The organism is Labedella gwakjiensis (assembly GCF_003014675.1).
In the GTDB taxonomy this organism is placed as follows: domain Bacteria; phylum Actinomycetota; class Actinomycetes; order Actinomycetales; family Microbacteriaceae; genus Labedella; species Labedella gwakjiensis.
Genome location: NZ_PYAU01000001.1, coordinates 2,495,707 through 2,511,737, shown reverse-complemented (window position 1 = coordinate 2,511,737; position 16,031 = coordinate 2,495,707). Strand labels below are relative to the sequence as shown.

General features: G+C 68.7%; 13 protein-coding genes. All 13 read right to left on the bottom strand.

Annotation, left to right across the window (positions count from 1 at the left end):
- Positions 1–32 precede the first annotated feature (32 nt).
- The 13 genes from CLV49_RS11830 to CLV49_RS11770 all read right to left on the bottom strand — a co-directional run bounded on the left by CLV49_RS11830 (position 33) and on the right by CLV49_RS11770 (position 15,947).
- A complete protein-coding gene (locus tag CLV49_RS11830) occupies positions 33–305 on the bottom strand; it encodes a PTS sugar transporter subunit IIB (protein ID WP_106563718.1) in 273 nt (90 codons plus the stop codon).
- On the bottom strand, positions 302–763 hold the full coding sequence (locus tag CLV49_RS11825) for a PTS sugar transporter subunit IIA (protein WP_106565062.1): 462 nt from the start codon (positions 761–763) through the stop codon (positions 302–304). The genes CLV49_RS11830 and CLV49_RS11825 overlap by 4 nt, the downstream gene beginning before the upstream one ends.
- A 106-nt stretch (positions 764–869) precedes the next feature.
- The gene (locus tag CLV49_RS11820; protein ID WP_106563717.1) at positions 870–2,000 is read right to left on the bottom strand and encodes an adenosine deaminase; all 1,131 of its coding nucleotides are present in this window, start codon (positions 1,998–2,000) and stop codon (positions 870–872) included.
- 48 nt (positions 2,001–2,048) lie between these two features.
- Positions 2,049–3,362 (bottom strand): thymidine phosphorylase, encoded by a 1,314-nt coding sequence (locus tag CLV49_RS11815; protein WP_106563716.1) that lies wholly within the window; start codon positions 3,360–3,362, stop codon positions 2,049–2,051.
- 53 nt (positions 3,363–3,415) lie between these two features.
- Positions 3,416–3,838, bottom strand: coding sequence for a cytidine deaminase (locus tag CLV49_RS11810; RefSeq protein ID WP_106563715.1), 423 nt, complete (start codon positions 3,836–3,838; stop codon positions 3,416–3,418).
- Positions 3,835–5,145, bottom strand: coding sequence for an ABC transporter permease (locus tag CLV49_RS11805; protein WP_106563714.1), 1,311 nt, complete (start codon positions 5,143–5,145; stop codon positions 3,835–3,837). The genes CLV49_RS11810 and CLV49_RS11805 overlap by 4 nt, the downstream gene beginning before the upstream one ends.
- The gene (locus CLV49_RS11800) at positions 5,142–6,419 is read right to left on the bottom strand and encodes an ABC transporter permease (protein WP_106563713.1); all 1,278 of its coding nucleotides are present in this window, start codon (positions 6,417–6,419) and stop codon (positions 5,142–5,144) included. Before CLV49_RS11800 ends, CLV49_RS11805 begins: the two co-directional genes overlap by 4 nt.
- Positions 6,416–7,930 carry an ABC transporter ATP-binding protein gene (locus tag CLV49_RS11795; RefSeq protein ID WP_106563712.1) on the bottom strand — a complete coding sequence of 505 codons (1,515 nt, stop codon included), beginning with the start codon at positions 7,928–7,930 and terminating at the stop codon, positions 6,416–6,418. The genes CLV49_RS11800 and CLV49_RS11795 overlap by 4 nt, the downstream gene beginning before the upstream one ends.
- Positions 7,931–8,106: 176 nt before the next feature.
- Positions 8,107–9,195, bottom strand: coding sequence for a BMP family lipoprotein (locus tag CLV49_RS11790; protein ID WP_106565061.1), 1,089 nt, complete (start codon positions 9,193–9,195; stop codon positions 8,107–8,109).
- Positions 9,196–9,361: 166 nt separating this feature from the next.
- Entirely contained in the window at positions 9,362–11,077 is a 1,716-nt protein-coding gene (locus CLV49_RS11785; RefSeq protein WP_243696595.1) for an ABC-F family ATP-binding cassette domain-containing protein, read from the bottom strand.
- Between the two features lie 306 nt (positions 11,078–11,383).
- Positions 11,384–13,876: a glycoside hydrolase family 65 protein gene (locus CLV49_RS11780; RefSeq protein ID WP_106565059.1), complete on the bottom strand. Its 2,493-nt coding sequence runs from the start codon at positions 13,874–13,876 to the stop codon at positions 11,384–11,386.
- A gap of 46 nt (positions 13,877–13,922) precedes the next feature.
- Positions 13,923–14,696: an HAD family hydrolase gene (locus CLV49_RS11775; RefSeq protein ID WP_243696596.1), complete on the bottom strand. Its 774-nt coding sequence runs from the start codon at positions 14,694–14,696 to the stop codon at positions 13,923–13,925.
- A gap of 135 nt (positions 14,697–14,831) precedes the next feature.
- Positions 14,832–15,947: a mannose-1-phosphate guanylyltransferase gene (locus CLV49_RS11770; RefSeq protein WP_106563711.1), complete on the bottom strand. Its 1,116-nt coding sequence runs from the start codon at positions 15,945–15,947 to the stop codon at positions 14,832–14,834.
- Positions 15,948–16,031 lie beyond the last annotated feature (84 nt).

Genomic DNA, 16,031 nt, shown 5'->3' with positions numbered 1-16,031 from the left:
CGGGAGGCGGACGCTCAGCCCTGGGCGCTCATTCAGCCCAGCGCGTCGAAGAGCTTCTGCTCGATCTCGGCCATGTCGACGTAGTTCTGCACCACAACGATGTCCGCCCACGTCGGTGGGATCTTGTCGACGAGTTCCGGGGACGTGAGGATCACCTGGGCGTCCGCTGCGGTCGTCGCGAGCGAGGCCACGTCTGACGCGGTCACGTCGGCCTCGATGTCGAGTCGCGCGAGCGCACGCTCGGCGTTGACCTTGAGGATGCCGGACGTGCCCACACCAGCACCGCAGACCGCGACGATCTTCATGACACTCCTCGAGAGGTGCTGTGCAGGACGAGAGCGATGGCGTCCGACGGCGTCGCCGCGGCGCTCAAGGCGGGAACCAGTTCCGGGTCGTTGAAGGCGTTGGCGAGGTCGGCGATACCCGTGACGTGGGCGTCGGCCGTCGTGACGGCGAGACCGATGACGACGCTGACGGGGTCGTTGTGCGCGTGGCCGAACGACACGGGCTCCGCGAGGGTGACGAGCGAGAGCCCGTCGGCGAGGACGTCCTCGCCCGGCCGTGCGTGCGCGAGAGCGAGGCCCGGCGCGATCACCACGTAGGCGCCGAACTCCTCGATCACGTCGATCATGCGCTGGGTGTAGGTAACCCCGACCGAACCCGCCGCGATGAGTACATCGCCGGCGGCGCGCACGGCGTCTCGCCACGTCGCAGCCGGGACGCCCAATCGGACGGAGGCTTCAGTGAGCGGGGGCAGCGGCATCGGCAGGTCCAGAGGTCGGTGTGTCAAGACGTTGTTCGACGTCTTGTTCCAGGGTAGCGCTCGAAGGCCGAGCATTTGCTGTCCATCAACACCCCGGACGGTGCGCTCAGGGTGCGTCATTCTCCGCGGCATCGAAGCCCTGCGAGATGCGCTCGGAGAGTTCCTCTCGTTCCTCGAGTGGGAGGAAGGACGCAGCGGCGGCGTTGAGCTGGAAGGCCTCGAGGTCGCCGAGGTCGTACCCGAACGCGTCGCTCAGGAGGCCGAGCTCGCGGGTGAGGCTCGTGGCGCTCATGGTGCGGTTGTCCACGTTGACGGTCACGCGGAAACCGAGCTGGTAGAGCAGGTCGAACGGGTGGTCGTCGAGCTCGGCACCCCAGCGCGCGATCGCGCCGGTCTGGAGGTTCGAGGACGGACTGAGCTCGAGGACGATCTCCCGATCCTTGACCCATTGGGAGAGACGACCGAGCGAGACGTAGACGTTCTCGTCGTCGCTGCGTTCGATCGTGATGTCTTCCGCGATGCGGACGCCGTGGCCGAGCCGCAGAGCGCGACCGTCGAGGAGCGCGCCCCGGATCGATTCGAGACCGTCGGCCTCACCGGCGTGCACGGTGACCGGGAAGTACTCGGAGGCGAGGTAGTCGAAGGCGACGCGCTGCCTGCTGGCCGGGAACCCGGCCTCGGCGCCCGCGATGTCGAAGCCGACGACCCCGCTGTCGCGGTGGCGGACGGCGAGTTCCGCGATCTCGAGGCCGCGATCCGCGTGACGCATCGCCGTGACGAGCTGGCCGACACGGATGTCGCGCCCGTCGCGGGCGGCGTCGTCGATCGCCTGGTCGATGCCCTCCTGCACGGCGACGACGGTCTGGTCGAGAGTGAGACCACCCTGCAGGTGCTGCTCGGGTGCCCATCGGATCTCGCCGTACACGACGCCGTCGTCCACGAGATCCTCGACGAACTCACGCGCCACTCGGCGGAGTCCTTTCTCAGACTGCATGACGGCGATCGAGAGGTCGAACGTCTTGAGGTAGTCCGGGAGGTTGCCGGCCGAGCAGGAGTCCACGAACCAGTCGGCGAGGGCCTCGGGCTCCGACGCGGGGACATCGAGACCGATCTCCTCACCCAGCTCGATGATCGTCTGCGGGCGGAGTCCGCCGTCGAGATGATCGTGCAACGAGACCTTCGGGAGGTCCCGGATGTCGATGCCGTCGGAATAGTATTCGTCGTCGCTCGTGCTCACTGGTTCAGCGTACCGTGGGCCGACCGACGCGGCTGGGCGGATCTGAGATCAGCCGATGCGCTGGCGCACGAGCGGGCCACGCTCGACGACGGTTCCGGACGGTGCGATCTCCCACGCCCCATCGACGGCGGCGAGCGCGCGCTCGAAGCGCGAGTCGTCGTCGGCCGAGAGGGTGAAGAGGGGCTGACCCGCGACGACGTAATCGCCGGGCTTCGCGTGCAGGTCGATCCCGGACGCATGCAGGACCGGGTCCTGCTGGCGAGCGCGGCCGGCCCCGAGCCGCCACGCGGCGATCCCGAAGGGAAGGGCCTCCTGTCGGCTGAGGACACCGTCACGGTCGGCCGTGACGGTGTGGGTCTCACGCGCGACCGGAAGAGGCGCGTCGGGGTCGCCGCCTTGCGCCTCGATGGCGGCACGCCACGAGTCCATTGCCCGTCCGTCGCGGAGGGCCTCCTCGACGTCGGCGTCCGGCTGGCCGACGAGCGCGAGCATCTCCCGGGCGAGGGCAACCGTGAGCTCGACGATGTCGGCCGGGCCCCCGCCCGCGAGCACCTCCACGGACTCGCGCACCTCGTTCGCGTTGCCGATCGCGAGGCCGAGCGGCACGTTCATGTCGGTGAGCAGGGCCGACGTGGCGACACCCGCATCGGTTCCGAGCTCCACCATGGTGCGGGCGAGCTCCTCGGCGCGCGCGTAGTCGGTCATGAACGCCCCTGAACCGAACTTCACGTCGAGCACGAGAGCCTCTGTGCCCTCCGCGATCTTCTTCGACATGATGCTCGAGGCGATGAGCGGGATAGCCTCGACCGTCCCCGTGATGTCTCGAAGCGCGTAGAGCCGCTTGTCCGCTGGGGCGAGGCCGCTTCCGGCAGCGCAGATCACTCCCCCGACGTCCCGGAGCTGCGCGAATATCTGCTCGTTCGTGAGGTCGGCCCGCCACCCGGGGATCGACTCGAGCTTGTCGAGCGTTCCGCCCGTGTGGCCGAGACCACGTCCGGACAGCTGCGGCACGGCGACGCCGAAGGACGCCACGAGAGGCATGAGCGGGAGCGTGATCTTGTCGCCGACGCCGCCCGTCGAGTGCTTGTCGACCGTGCGCTTGCCGAGACCCGAGAAGTCCATCCGCTCACCGGAGGCGATCATCGCGAGCGTCATGTCGCGGATCTCGCGGCGGCTCATGCCGCGGATGAGGATCGCCATCGCGAGTGCCGACATCTGCTCGTCGGCCACGTAGCGGCGCGTGTAGGCGTCGATGAGCCAATCGATCTCCGCGGTCGCGAGCTCGCCGCCGTCACGCTTCGTCCGGATGAGGTCGACGACGTCGAAGGCCTCGATCTGCTCAGGGGTGGCGGTGTCGTTCATGGTGGTTCCTTTCGCGTCGGGCGCTCGTGCGCTCCGACCAGATCCCGCAGGTGTCAGCGGGCGTAGGCGTCGAGCGTGCTCGGACCGAACGCGTCCGGGAGGACCTCGTCGATCGTGCGCACCCCCGACACCGTCTCGAGCAGCATTCCGGGCGCCGCGTGCTCGAAGAGCAGCTGGCGGCACCGGCCGCAGGGCATGAGGATGTTGCCGTCGCCGTCGACGCACGTGAAGGAGACGAGCTTGCCGCCACCCGTCAGATGGAGCGTCGACACGAGGGCGCATTCGGCGCAGAGCGTGAGTCCGTACGACGCGTTCTCCACGTTGCAGCCCGTGATGGTCCGGCCGTCGTCGACGATCGCCGCGACCCCGACGGGGAACTTCGAGTACGGGACGTAGGCCTTTCGCATGGCCTCGGAGGCGAGGGCGCGCAGGGCGTCCCAGTCGACGTCGGCTGCGTGGTTCGACATGTCGGTCATGACTTGATGTACGGCTTTCCCGAGGCGGCCGGGCCCCGTGCGTAGCCGACGAGGCCGGCGACCGCGAGGATCGTGACGACGTACGGCAGCATGAGCATGAACTCGCTCGGTACGGGCGATCCGATCGCCCCGAGCACGTTCTGGAGGTTCGTCGCGAAGCCGAAGAGGAGCGCGGCGAAGGTGGCCCTGATCGGGTTCCAGCGGCCGAAGATCACGGCGGCGAGGGCGATGAATCCGGCACCTGCCGTCATGTCCTTGCCGAAGCTCGAGACCGAGTCGAGGGTGAAGTACGCCCCACCGAGACCGGCGACGGCGCCAGCGAGCGACACGTTCCAGAACCGCGTGGCGTTCACGCGGATGCCGACGGTGTCGGCCGCCTGCGGGTGCTCGCCGACGGCGCGGAGCCGGAGGCCCCACTTCGTGTGGAACAGACCGAGGTAGACCGCGATGACGGCGATGTACATGAGGTAGACGATGAGCGTCTGGCGGAACAGGACAGGTCCCACGATGGGGATCTCGCTGAGTACGGGGATCGGGAACCGCGGGAAACGCGGTGCCGTGTTGAGGTTCGCCGTGTCCTGCGAGAGCACCGTCGAGAAGAGGAACGACGTGAGCCCGAGCACGAGCACGTTGAGCACGACACCGACGATGACCTGGTCTACGAGGTACTTGATCGAGAAGGCCGCGAGCACGAAGCTCACGAGCACGCCGGCGACCATGGCGGCGATGAGCCCAGCGAACGGGTTGCCCGTGATCGACGCGACGAGGGCGGCGCAGAACGCGCCAGCCAGCAGCTGTCCCTCGATCGCGACGTTCACGACGCCGACGCGCTCCGAGATCACGCCGCCGAGGGCTCCGAAGATGAGCGGCGCACTGAGGGACACCGTGCCGAGGAGGAGCCCCGTGACGGGGATCGCCGCTCCGGCGGCGGCCCACGTGAGGAAGCCGAGCAGGAAGAGGAACGTGAACGCCACGATCGACGCGGCGAGCACGATCCGGCGGGTCCGGAGACCGAGCCGCGAACCGGCCACCGTGAGACCGACGACGAGGGCGGTCAGCAGGGCGAGAAGGACGGTGACGACGATTCCCGTCCCGCGGGCTGGCAGGACCCAGTCCGCGAGCTGGACGAGGTCGCTGTCGGACGAGAGCCGGAACGTGGTCTCGCCGTCGCGACCGACGGCGACGAACAGGATCGCCGCGACGATCACGAAGATGGCGAGGGCGATGGGCGCCTTCCAACTGCGGATCTCGGTGGCCTCGAGCGTCTCCGAGACGGGCGTGGCGTCGGGGGTCGTGATGGTGGTCATTTGGCCGCGACCTCCTTCGTGACGATCGGCGTCGTTCGGCGTCGCCTCCGTGTGCCGTCCGGCAGGAAGAAGATGGCACGCACGAGGGGCGGGGCTGCGATGAAGAGGACGATGAGCGACTGGACGATCGTGACGACGTCGACGGGGACGCCCTGTGACGCCTGCATCGAGTATCCGCCGGCCTTGAACGCACCGAACAGGATGCCGGCGGCGAAGATGCCCCACGGTCGCGAGCGCCCGAGGAGGGCGACCGTGATCGCGTCGAATCCGATCCCGGCATCGATGCCCGAGCTGAAGCCCGTCGGCACCGTCCCGAGCACCTGCATGACTCCGGCGAGACCGAGGAGGCCACCGGACACGAGCATCGCGTAGACGTAGATGTTCTTCACGTCCATGCCCGCGACGCGCGCCGCGTTCGGGTTCTCTCCGACGGCGCGGAAGCGGAAGCCGAGGCTCGACCGGTTGAGGAGCCACCACACGAAGATCGTGGCGAGGATCACGAGGATGAAGCCAGCGTGCAGCTTGTACGCGGGCCCGAAGAGGGACGGGAAGATCGCGGTCTCGAGCATCGGCGGCGACTTGGGGTTCACCTGTCCTGGCGCCTGCAGGAGCCCGGGGGTCCGCAGCATGTAGGCCACGAGGTAGAACGCCACGTAGTTGAGCATGATGGTGAGGATCACCTCGTGCGCACCCGTCCTGGCCTTCAGCAGGCCGACGATGCCACCCCAGAACGCTCCGCCGAGGATTCCCGCGATGACCGCGACGATCAGGTGGATGCCCCACGGGAGCTCGAAGGAGAAGCCGACCCACCCGGCAGCCGCTGCGGCGATGAGCATCTGACCGCGGCCACCGATGTTGAACATCCCGACGCGGAAGGCGAGCCCCACGCCGAGACCGGCGACGATGAGCGGTGCGGCGTAGGTCAGCGTGTCGGTCAGCGGACGGATCGCGGTGAGGAAGTCGTCGCGGCGGAAGTTGTAGATCGAGCCCTGGAAGAGCGCGACGTACGCGCCGGAGACCGCGTTCCAGATCGCGAGGAACGTGTCCTGCGGTCGGCTGAAGAAGTAACCGGCGGCCGCCTGCACGTCCTCGTTCGTGAGGGCGATGAGCACGCCGCCGATGAGGAGAGCGAGGAAGACGGCGAGCACCGTGATGAGCACGTTGCCACCCGTGATCTCCTTGAGGATCGCGTTGGCACGCGGCTGCTCAGGCGTGCTCGTGGGTGTCGAGGACGTGGGCGTCGTCGAGGCGGTCGTCGACTCGGGCGCGCTCATGCGGCGACCTCGGCCGGACGCTCGCCGGCCATCATGAGGCCGAGCACATCGCGCGGGGTGTCCCCCGGGACGATCCCCACGATCGATCCGCGGTACATGACCGCGATGCGGTCCGCGAGCGCGACGACCTCGTCGAGCTCGGTCGAGACGACGATCACGGGGATGCCGGCGTCGCGCGTCTCGATCATGCGCTTGTGGACGAACTCGATGGAGCCGACGTCGATGCCGCGGGTGGGCTGAGCCGCGATGAGGAGCCGGAGATCCCGGCTCATCTCCCGCGCGAGCACGACCTTCTGCTGGTTGCCGCCGGACAGCCGACCGGCGGCCGTCGAGATGGACTGGGCGCGGATGTCGAACTCCTTCTTCTTCTCCTCGGCGAACTCGTCGAGGTGGTCGCGACGGAGGGAGCCGCGCACGACGAAGGGCTCCCCGTGCGATCGGTCGAGCATGAGGTTCTCCGCGATCGTGAACTCGCCGACGAGGCCGTCCTCCGTGCGGTCCTCCGGGACGAAGCCGACGCCGGCGTCGAGGACGCGACGGACGCTCAGCCCCGTGAGGGTCTGGGAGCCGAGGGACACGCGGCCGCTCACGCGCGGCTGGAGGCCCATGATCGCCTCGGTGAGCTCGGTCTGACCATTGCCCTGCACCCCGGCGATGGCGAGGATCTCGCCTTCGCGCACCGTGAAGCTGACGTCGTTGACGACCTTGAGGCCGAGAGGGTCGATGACGTCGAGGTGCTCGACGACGAGCGCCGCTCCCCCGGGGTCGGCCGGGCCCTTCTGCACGACGAGCTCGACGGCGCGCCCCACCATGAGGGCGGCGAGCTCGGAGTTGCTCGCAGTCGGCTGGGCCTCGCCCACGACCTTGCCGAGGCGGATGACCGTGATGCGGTCCGCGACCTCGCGCACCTCGCGCAGCTTGTGGGTGATGAAGACGATGGAGGTGCCCTCGTCGCGGAGTTGGCGCATGATGGCCATGAGCTCGTCGGTCTCCTGCGGCGTGAGGACGGCCGTGGGCTCGTCGAAGACGAGGACCTTCGCGTCGCGCGAGAGCGCCTTGATGATCTCGACGCGCTGCTGCACGCCGACGGGGAGGTCTCCGACGAGGGCATCGGGGTCGACACTGAACCCGAAGCGGTCGGAGATCTCCCGCACGCGCTTGCGCGCGGCGTCGAGGTTGAGGCGGCCGCCGAAGGTGGTCTCCTCGTGTCCGAGCATGACGTTCTCGGCGACGGTGAAGACGGGGATGAGCATGAAGTGCTGGTGCACCATGCCGATACCGGAGCGCATCGCGTCTCCCGGCCCGTCGAAGTGCTGGACGGCGTCGTCGAGCAGGATCTCGCCCTCGTCGGCCTGGTACAGGCCGTACAGGACGTTCATCAGGGTGGACTTTCCCGCCCCGTTCTCGCCGAGGAGGCAGTGGATTTCGCCGGGAGCGACGACCAGATCGATGTGATCGTTGGCCGTCAGGGCACCGAAACGCTTGGTGATCCCGCGGAGTTCGAGCTTCATTGGATGGTCCCTAGATGCCGGGCACGGATCGCGTGCTGGCGGAGTTCGAGCGTCGGGTGACGCTCAATCGTAAGACGGAACAGAGGGGGAGACCAGCCGGACGGCTGGTCTCCCCCGATGTGCATGAACGATCGGCGCCCACCCGCGACACGGGCGGGCGCCGATCCTCGGTCGACCTACTCCGCGGTGGGCGAAGCGGGCGACGTGACCTCGATCGAACCGTCGACGATGCCGGCGGAGATCTCGTCGAGCTCGCTCTGCAGCGTGTCGCTCACCGAGTCCTCGAAGTCGTGGAACGGCGCGATGCCGACGCCCTCGTTCTCGAGCGTGCCGACGTATGCGGTGTTGTCGAAGTCACCGTTGCCGGCGGCCGTGACGACGTCCTCGACACCGGTCGACATCTGCTTGAGGACCGAGGTGAGGAAGTACTCCTTGCCCTCGGGGTAGGTCTCGTAGAGGTCGGCGTCGACGCCGATCATCTTGATGTCCTTGCCCGAGTCGCGGATGGCCTCGATCGCGCTGATGAAGATCGGTCCACCGACGGGGAGCAGGATGTCGGCGTTCTGGTTGATGAGCGTCGTGGCGAGCTGCTTGGCCGTGTCGTTGGCCTCGAATCCACCCGTGAAGGAACCGGTCTGGGCGTCGACGTCCCAACCGACGACCTTGACGTCGGCGTCCTTCTGCTCGTTGTAGTACGCGACGCCGTCGGCGAAGCCGTCCATGAAGATCGTGACGGTCGGGAACTGCATGCCGCCGAAGGTGCCGACGACGCCGGTCTCCGTGGTGTCAGCCGCCGCGTAGCCGGCGAGGAACGCCGCCTGAGCGGTGTCGTAGATGATCGGCTTGACGTTGTCGGCCTCGATCGAGCTGTCGTCGAGCATGACGAACTCGACATCGCTGTTGGCCTCGGCGGCGGCCTTCGTTGCCTCGGCGAGCGCGAAGCCGACCGAGACGATGAGGTTGCAGCCCTCGTCGACGAGGCTCGTGATGTTCGGGGCGTAGTCGTCCTCGGTCTCGGACTCGACCTCGGTCACCTCGGTGCCGAGCTCGTCGGCCGCCTTCGTGATGCCTTCGTAGCTCGCCTGGTTGAACGACTTGTCGTCGAAGCCGCCCGCGTCGGAGACGATGCAGGGCTTGAAGTCGCTCGCCGCGTCGCCTCCGCCGGTGCCGCTCTCCGTGGGCGCCTGGCCGCAGCCGGCGAGAAGAGCGATGACGCCGAGGCCGGCGATGCCCGAGACGGTGACCCGTCGGGTGGTGATAGTCAAGATGTCCTCCAAATGAGTCCCCGGCAGGGCAGCGGGGACGGATGCAGTCAGGTTACCCAATGTGACGATCCGCCCCGAACCCCGGGAGGTTCTCGCAACAGACTCGTTACATAGCGGACCCGCGACGAGGATTTCCTGCTCGGCGGTGCCGTCGGGAGCACCGTGTTCAGACCCCCTGGACGACCGATCCGCCCCGGTTGATGACGATCTCCTCGCCCGCCCAGCGCCGCCTCAACCAGCGGTCGTGGCTCGCGATGACGACCGCTCCCGGGTATGCGCCGAGTGCGTCCTCGAGGTCGGTCGCGAGCGCGAGGGACAGGTGGTTCGTCGGCTCGTCGAGCAGGAATACGTGGGGTGGCCTCGCCAGGATCAGCGCGAGGGCGACGCGTCGCTGCTGCCCGACCGACAGCTGCGACACGGGGCGGTCGAGGTCGGTCGCGTTCACGAGGCCGAGCCCCGCGAGCGGGATGCGCGAGGCGCGCTCCTCCCCGAGCGCCTTCTCGTAGACGGTTCGAGGAGAGGCCGACGGATCGGCGAAGCTGACGTCCTGTTCGAGGAGCCCGATCCGCAGCCCCTTCCTCCGCGCGACGCGCCCTCCGTCCGTGGCCACCGTCCCGGCGAGCAGCGCGAGGAGCGTCGACTTGCCCGCCCCGTTCGCTCCCGTCACGAGCAGCCGGGTGTCGGGCTTCACGTCGAGCCGCTCGACACGAAGACGTCCCGGCACGACGGCGTCCCTCACGCTCACGAGCGGCTCGCCACCCCCGATGGATCCGAATCCGGCCGGGATCCCCGCGAAGGCGAGGGGCGTCGGCGGGGCCTCGACACGATGGGCCTCGAGGTCCTCGATGCGACGCTCGGCATTGCCGATCCGGCGGCTGATCTGCGCCTCGACCTTCGCGCCCTTGAAGGGACCGATGTACTTGTCGTTGTCCCTCCGGACACCGGTGAACCGGAGGGACTCGCCCGTGCCTGACACGGTCTCCCTGAGTTCGCGCAAGCGCTGCTCCTCCTCGCGGAATCTCCGCTCCCAGCGGTCGCGCTCCGCCGCTTTGACGGCGAGGTAGTCGCTGAAGCCGCCTCCGAAGACGGCGACGCCCGCCCCGGTGCCGCGCGGGTCGCTCGGGGTGCGCGCCGGGTCGAGATCGACGAGCCCCGTCGCGACCTCGTCGAGGAATGCACGATCGTGGCTCGCGAACAGGACGGGACCGTTCCACCCGACGAGTTCGTCGCGCAGGAAGGCGACGGCCACGTCGTCGAGGTGATTCGTCGGCTCGTCGAGGAGGAGGGCGTCCGGGCGAGACAGCAGCAGGCCTGCGAGGGCCAGCCGTGACCTCTGTCCACCGCTCACGTCCGAGACGAGCCGGGACCTGTCGACGTCCGCGACACCGAGTGCATCGAGCACGACGTCCAGTCGCGCGGCGAGCGACCAGACGTCGGCTCGCTCGGCGGCGTCGAGTGCGGCCGCGTAGCGCTCGGCGGCGGACGGGTCACCGTCGGCGAGCGCGTCGGCGGCGTCCGAGAGGTCCCGCTCGAGAGCTCTGACCTCGTCCGTCGCGGCATCGAGGAGCCCGCCGACGGTCGTCGACGCGGATCGCGGCACCTCCTGCCAGAGCATCCCGATCCGGCGCGGGGAGGCGATTGTCCCGCCGTCGGGGTCATCGACCCCCGCGACGATCCGGAGCAGCGTGGATTTGCCGGCACCGTTCTCGCCGATGAGTCCCGTGCGCGATCCCGGCGGCACCACGAACGACACGTCCGTGAGGACCCGCCGGTCGCCGAAGCGGCGGGAGACGCCGTCGAGCCGGATGTGGTCGAGCTCGGGGGACGACGGACGAGCCGTCTGGGCAGAGGAGGAGGACGAAGAGGGAGAGGAAGATCGCAAGGCTGCACCGCCGTCTGGAAAGGGGGCGTTGACCTTCCGCTGTGTAGAGCGTCGTCCCCACGGACAGAGCCAGGAGAAGACAGGAGGTGCGGATCACGAACGCCCGGAAACCGGATCACCCGCCGGGCATAAGCTCCCGGATCGAACGGGAGCGCCTCGGACGCGGGGAGGAATGGCGTTACAACTTCACCTCTCGACGCTAACAGACGGGCGCGCCGACGGAAAGGCCGGCGCCACGGATCCGGGGAATCCGTGGTGCCGGCCGGGCGTCATCGCGCGATGGATCGCGCACCGTCGGAGACGGTGTCAGGAACCGCCCTCGATGTCGTCCTCCTGCAGGTAGTTGCTCACCACGGGCAGGCTCGCCGTCATGAGGGTACCGTCGTCGCGACGCGCCCGCGAGTGGATGCGCTGCGTGGGCTTGCCGGGGATGCGCGGACCCTGGTCGCGCAGGGGCACCACGAGCTCCGCGCCGGCCTCCACGGTGTAGTCCTTCCCGCGGACGGAGAAGTCGACGGCCTCGCCCTCGACGACCTCAACGCTGAACTCGTTCGTCCGCACGCGCACGACGAGCTTGCTCCCGCGCCAGGTGAGGTTGAAGGCGAGCTTCGTCCACTCGGCCGGCAGTCGGGGGTCGAACGACAGCGAGCCGTCGTAGTCGCGCATACCGCCGAAGCCGCTCACGAGGGAGCTCCACACGCCACCGGCCGATGCGACGTGAACGCCGTCCGACGAATTGTTGTGGAGGTCCGCGAGGTCGACGAAGAGCGAGTCGGTGAAGTACTCGAGCGCGAGGTCCTGGTACCCGATCTCCGCGGCGATGATCGACTGCACGGCCCCGGACAGCGTGGAGTCCCCCGTGGTCAGCGGGTCGTAGTACTCGAAGTCGGCGAGTTTCTCGTCGTGCGTGAACTCGCCGCCCTGGAGGAACAGGGCGAGCACGACGTCCGCCTGCTTGAGCACCTGGAACCGGTAGATGACGAGAGGGTGGAAGTGGAGCAGGAGGGGCATCCGCTCCTTCGGCGTGTTCGCGAGGTCCCACACCTCACGGTCGAGGAACTGCGCGTCCTGCGGGTGGATGCCGAGCGCCTCCGAGTACGGGATCATCATCGACTCCGCGATGCGCTCCCACTCCTCGACCTCGTCGGCGTCGAGCGACAGGCGGGCCGTGAGGAGCGCGAAGCCCCGCGGGTCCGTCTCCTTGAGCTCACGGACGCACTGCGCCGCATACCGCAGGTTGAAACGCGCCATGACGTTCGTGAAGAGGTTGTCGTTGACGACCGTCGTGTACTCGTCAGGGCCGGTGACCCCGTGGATGTGGAACGTCTCCGTCTCCTCGTCCACGATGCGCCAGAAACCGAGCGTCGTCCACAGTCGAGCCGTCTCCACCGCGATGTCGATCGCTCCGCGGTGCAGGAAGTCGGTGTCGCCCGTCGCCCGAACGTAGCGCGCGAGCGCGAAGGTCACGTCGGCGTTGATGTGGTACTGGGCCGTACCCGCCGCGTAGTAGGCGGACGCCTCCTCTCCGCTGATCGTGCGCCAGGGGAAGAGCGCCCCATCCTCGTTCAACTGGCCGGCACGCTTCCGGGCCGCCGGCAGCATCTGCTCGCGCATCCGCAGCGCATTGCGGGCGAAGAGCGGCGTCGTGTAACTGAGGAAGGGGAGCACGTAGATCTCGGTGTCCCAGAAGTAGTGGCCGCTGTAGCCGCTCCCCGTGAGGCCCTTGGCGGGAATGCCGAGCCCATCGGCGCGCGCGGCCGCTTGTGCGAGCTGGAGCAGGTTCCACCGCACGGCCTGCTGGATCTCCGGCTGCCCGTCGATCTCCACGTCGGACGCGGCCCAGTAGGTGTCGAGCCAGTCGCGCTGCTTCTCGTACTGGGCGGCGAGACCCTCGGACCGCGCGCGGTCGAGGGTGCGGCGGCAGCGGTTGATGAGCTCGCGCGTCGGCGCTCCGCGAGACGAGTGGTAGCTCACGAACTTCGTCACGCTGATGGGTACACCGGCCTTCGCCTGAACGCGGTAGACGTTCTTCGCGATGTCGGGCTCGACGATCGTGCGATGGACGTAGTCGTTCTCGGTCTCGATGGCGTGGTCGGCCGCGACGGCGACCGTCATTCCGGAGTTCGCCACGCGGTAGCTCAGGACGCTCCGCCCGCCGTCCTGCCAGTACTCCCCCGGCACGAGCACGCGCTCGGAGATCTTGTCGGTCTTCCGCGGATCGAAGGACTTGCCGCTCCGTCCGGGGGCACCGCCGTACTCGTCCTCGCCGTCCTGGCGGTTGAGCATCTGGCAGGAGATCGTGACGGGGGCATCGGAGTCCTCGACCGTGACCTCCATGGTCATGACCGCGAGGTGGCGCTCGACGAAGGAGACCATCCGACTCGTCCGCACGCGAACACGCTTGCCGGCCGGCGTGAACCACAGCAGCTCGCGCGTGAGCACCCCACTGCGGAAGTCGAGGGTGCGGGTGTAGTCGATGAGCTCGGCCTCGTCGAGCGAGAGCGGCTCGTCGTCCACGTAGAGGCGCATGACCTTGGCGTCCGGCGCGTTCACGATGGTCTGCCCCACCTCGGCGAAGCCATAGGCCTGCTCGGCGTGGCGGATCGGCCACGTCTCGTGGAGGCCGTTGATGAAGGTGCCGTGCTCGTGCGCCTTCCGACCCTCCGCGTTGTTGCCGCGCATGCCGAGGTAGCCGTTCCCGATGGAGAACAGGGTCTCCGCTTGGCCGGCCGAGTCGAGATCGTACGTCTTCTCGACGAGCTTCCACGGGTCGACCGGGAAGCGTTCGCGGTCCATCATCGCCATGGGCGTGTCGTTCCTTCGCTGGAGGTGGGGTGGGTGAACGTCAGTGGGAGGAGGGGGCCGCGGCCCCCAGGAGATCGGAGAGATCGGGGACCACGAGGTGCGCGCCGGCGGCGAGCAGCGCGTCGGGCCCAGCTCCCCTGTCGACTCCGAGGACGAGGGCGAAGCCACCGGTGACCCCGGCGGCCACGCCCGATGCCGCGTCCTCCACGACGACGGAGCGCGCGGGATCCACGCCGAGCCGTGTGGCTCCGAGCAGGAACATGTCGGGGGCTGGCTTGCTCGGCAGCCCCTCGACCTCCGCGACGGCGCCGTCGACCACGACGGGGAAGCGGTCGCGGAGACCAGCGGCTCGGAGGACGGACTCGGCGTTCTTCGAGCTCGACACGACGGCCTTCGGGGTACCGGCCGCCTCGAGGACGTCGAGCATGGCGATCGAACCGGGGTACGCCGTGACGCCGTCACGCTCGAGGATGTCGGCGAACACGACGTTCTTCCGGTTGCCGACGCCGCAGACGGTCTCGGCCGTCGGTGCGTCGTCGGGCGAGCCCCAGGGGAGGTCGATCCCGCGGGAGGCGAGGAGCCGCGAGACGCCCTCATACCGCTGCATCCCGTCGAGGGAGAGGTAGTAGTCGTCGTCCGTGTACGGCTTTGCGACGCCCCACGCGTCGAAGAGCTCCGTGAACATGACCTTCCAGGCGTGCATGTGCACGTCGGCGGTGGGCGTGAGCACCCCGTCGAGGTCGAAGAGGATGGCGTCGTACGAGGTGAGGTCAGGCAAGGACGTGTTGCCCGGTTCCGGCTGGATGGTGGTCACTGGGTCTCCGCTGGTCGAGTGTTCAGCTGGTCGGGTGGAGCCGCGCTGCGGCCGGTGGCGCGGGGCGCGGAGACAACTCTCCTCAGTTGCGCCGGGAACTGCAAGATGAGCACGTCCGCTCGCTCGAGTGACGGATCACAGGACGTCGCCGCGGCCCGACAGCTTGAGGGCGTCGACGACCGACTTCACGCGCTGCGCGTTCTCCCGCGTGGTCACGAGCAGCGCGTCGGGGGTGTCCACCACCACGATGTCCTTCACCCCGATGAGGCTGATCACCCTCTCCGTCTGGGTCACGACGATGCCGCTCGACGAGTCCGCGAGCACGCGGGCGTTCTCGCCGAGGATCGCGAGATCCGACGGACGTCCGCCCGAGTTGATCTTGGCGAGCGACGCGAAATCGCCGACGTCGTCCCAGTCGAAGTGTCCGGGAACGACAGCGAGCCGTCCGGCCTTCGCCGCCGGCTCGGCGACGGAGTAGTCGATCGCGACCTTCGGGAGCTCCGGCCAGATCCGGTCGACGGCCGGCCCGCGCAGAGCCGGGTCGTCCCACACGGCTGCGAGTTCGAGCAGGCCGTCACGCAGGGCGGGCTCCGAGCGGCCGAGCTCCTCGAGGAGCACGTCGGCACGGCTGATGAACATGCCGGCGTTCCAGAGGTACTCCCCGGACCGCAGATAGCGACGTGCGGTCGCCAGATCGGGCTTCTCGACGAACGAGCGGACGCGCATCGCGCTCGGCGACGACGCGATCTCGAGGCTCTCGCCGCTGTTGATGTAACCGAATCCGATGGCCGGCTCCGTCGGCTGGATACCGATCGTCGTGACGTATCCGGCATCGGCGGCCGCGGCGGCCTCCGCCACGGTGGCGCGGAACTGACGGGAGCTCCTGATGACGTGGTCGGCGGCGAACGATCCGATGATCACATCGGGCTCGCGCCGCGACAGGATGGCCGCAGCGAGGCCGATCGCCGCGGATGACTCGCGCGGTTCGCTCTCCAAGACGATGTTGTGGTCGGCGATCCCCGGGAGCTGGGCCTCCACCGCCGAGCGGTGGGCGCGCCCCGTGACGACCATGATGCGTTCGGCGCCCGCGAGGGGTGCGAGACGGTCGTATGTCGCGCGCAGCAGAGTCGTGCCGCTGCCCGTGAGATCGTGCAGGAACTTGGGCGCGTCGGCGCGAGACAGCGGCCACAGCCGGGAGCCGATACCGCCGGCCGGGATCACGCTGTAGAACCGCTCGAGAGACGTCGTCATGGGGCCACCATACCGAGACCGCGTGACGGGAGGATTTCCGGGCTGACGGCACTGTGGGCAGGTCTACAGTGGTGTCGTCACGGA